The 1,913-nt window shown below is 50.8% G+C and carries 1 protein-coding gene; it reads left to right on the forward strand.

All coding sequences use genetic code 11. The features are described 5' to 3' along the window. Positions 1 to 1,871: IucA/IucC family protein (locus J1785_RS01350; RefSeq protein ID WP_274388843.1), on the forward strand; the 1,871-nt coding region annotated here is incomplete at its 5' end. Between the last annotated feature and the right edge of the window lie 42 nt (positions 1,872 to 1,913).

Raw genomic sequence — 1,913 nt, forward strand, 5'->3', positions numbered from 1 at the left:
AAACTGCATGGCTGGCATTTTGCCAGCGCGAAGATTTTTTTCAGGCCAGCCAGAAGGAAAAACACACCATGACCCCTGCTAATCTGCAAACCGGGCAGCACCTGCAACCTGAAATCTGGGCGAAAGCGAATGCCCTGCTGCTGCGTAAATGCCTGTCCGAGCTAACCCATGAACGTCTGCTCACACCTCAGGCATTAAAAACAACCGGCACCTGGACGGATTATCAGCTGACGGTTCCCGCCTCGGAAATTGAATACCATTTCCGGGCACGCTTGCTGCCACTCAATGACTGGATGATTGATCTCAAGAGCATTAAGCGTCTGGATAATTTTACCGTGCAACCCCTGGATGCCGTTAAATTTATCATTGAATTCGCAGAACATATTGGTATCTCACAAGCCATGCTGCCGACTTATCTGGAAGAAATCAGCAGCACGCTTTACAGCAGCGCTTATAAACTGGCGAATAATCACACGACAGCAAAGCAACTGTCAGAAGCCGATTTCCAGACTGTCGAAACCAGCATGACTGAAGGCCATCCAGGCTTTATCGCTAACAATGGCCGTATCGGTTTTGATGCCGGTGATTATGTTCGCTATGCACCGGAAGCGGCCAGCCCACTGCAACTGGTCTGGGTTGCGGTTCATCATGACAAAGCACATTTCGCCAGTGTCGAAGGTTTGCCCTATGAAAAGCTGATCGCAGAAGAGTTGGGCGAAGCGCAGATTTGTGCTTTCACGCAGAAGCTGATTGATAAAGGTGTCGATCCGAAAAATTACTATTTCATGCCGGTGCATCCGTGGCAGTGGCAGAACAAATTACTGACCGTTTTCGCACCGGATATTGCCCGTCAGTTTCTGATTTTTCTTGGTGAAGGTGAGGATAACTATCTGGCGCAGCAGTCAATCCGCACCTTCTACAATACCAGCCGTCCGCAAGGGCGTTACGTTAAAACAGCGTTGTCGATCCTGAATATGGGCTTCATGCGCGGGCTTTCGCCGTACTATATGGCGACGACGCCGGGCATCAATGAATGGCTGGCGGATCTGGTGGAAAACGATTCGTATCTGCAATCCACCGGTTTCAGCATTTTGCAGGAAGTGGCGTCGCTCGGTTATCACAATCACTATTTCGAAGACGCCATAAAAGGTGACAGCGCATACAAGAAAATGTTTGCGGCGCTGTGGCGTGAAAATCCGGTCGCCCTGTTGCAACCCAACCAGCGCCTGATGACCATGGCTGCCCTGCTGCATACCGACAAACATGGCGATGCGCTGATTGTCGAGATGATCAAATCATCCGGTCTGGCCACCGGAGACTGGCTTAAACGTTACATGCACGCCTATCTCAGCCCGCTGCTGCACTGTTTCTATCAGTACGATCTGGTGTTCATGCCGCATGGCGAAAACCTGATTCTGCGTTTCGAAAACAATATCCCGGTCAATGCCTTCATGAAGGATATCGCCGAGGAAATTGCGGTGATGAACCCGGATGCCTGTCTGCCTGAAAAAGCCAAACGTCTGGCGGTAGATGTGCCGGATGATCTGAAAATTTTGTCGATTTTCACTGACGTCTTTGCCGGCGTATTCCGGTTTATTGCCCGCATTCTGGAAGAGCATGGCGATTATCCTGCCGGACAGTTCTGGCAGGTGGTGGCAGAAGTGGTCCGCGATTATCAGACTCAGTATCCGGAACTGGCCGGGAAATTTGCCCGGTATGACATGTTCGGCGCCGAGTTTACGCACTCGTGTCTGAACCGCCTGCAACTGGCGAATAATCAGCAAATGATCAATCTTTCAGATCCGGCGCAGAATCTTAAGTTCGCCGGCACGCTGGAAAATCCGATTGCCGCCTACGCCAACCGTTACTGAAACCCCTTTTTCTAATCTGCAGAATTTTAGCGCGGCTTTCAC

The sequence above is a fragment of the Rahnella perminowiae genome (assembly GCF_019049755.1).
Lineage (GTDB): Bacteria > Pseudomonadota > Gammaproteobacteria > Enterobacterales > Enterobacteriaceae > Rahnella > Rahnella perminowiae.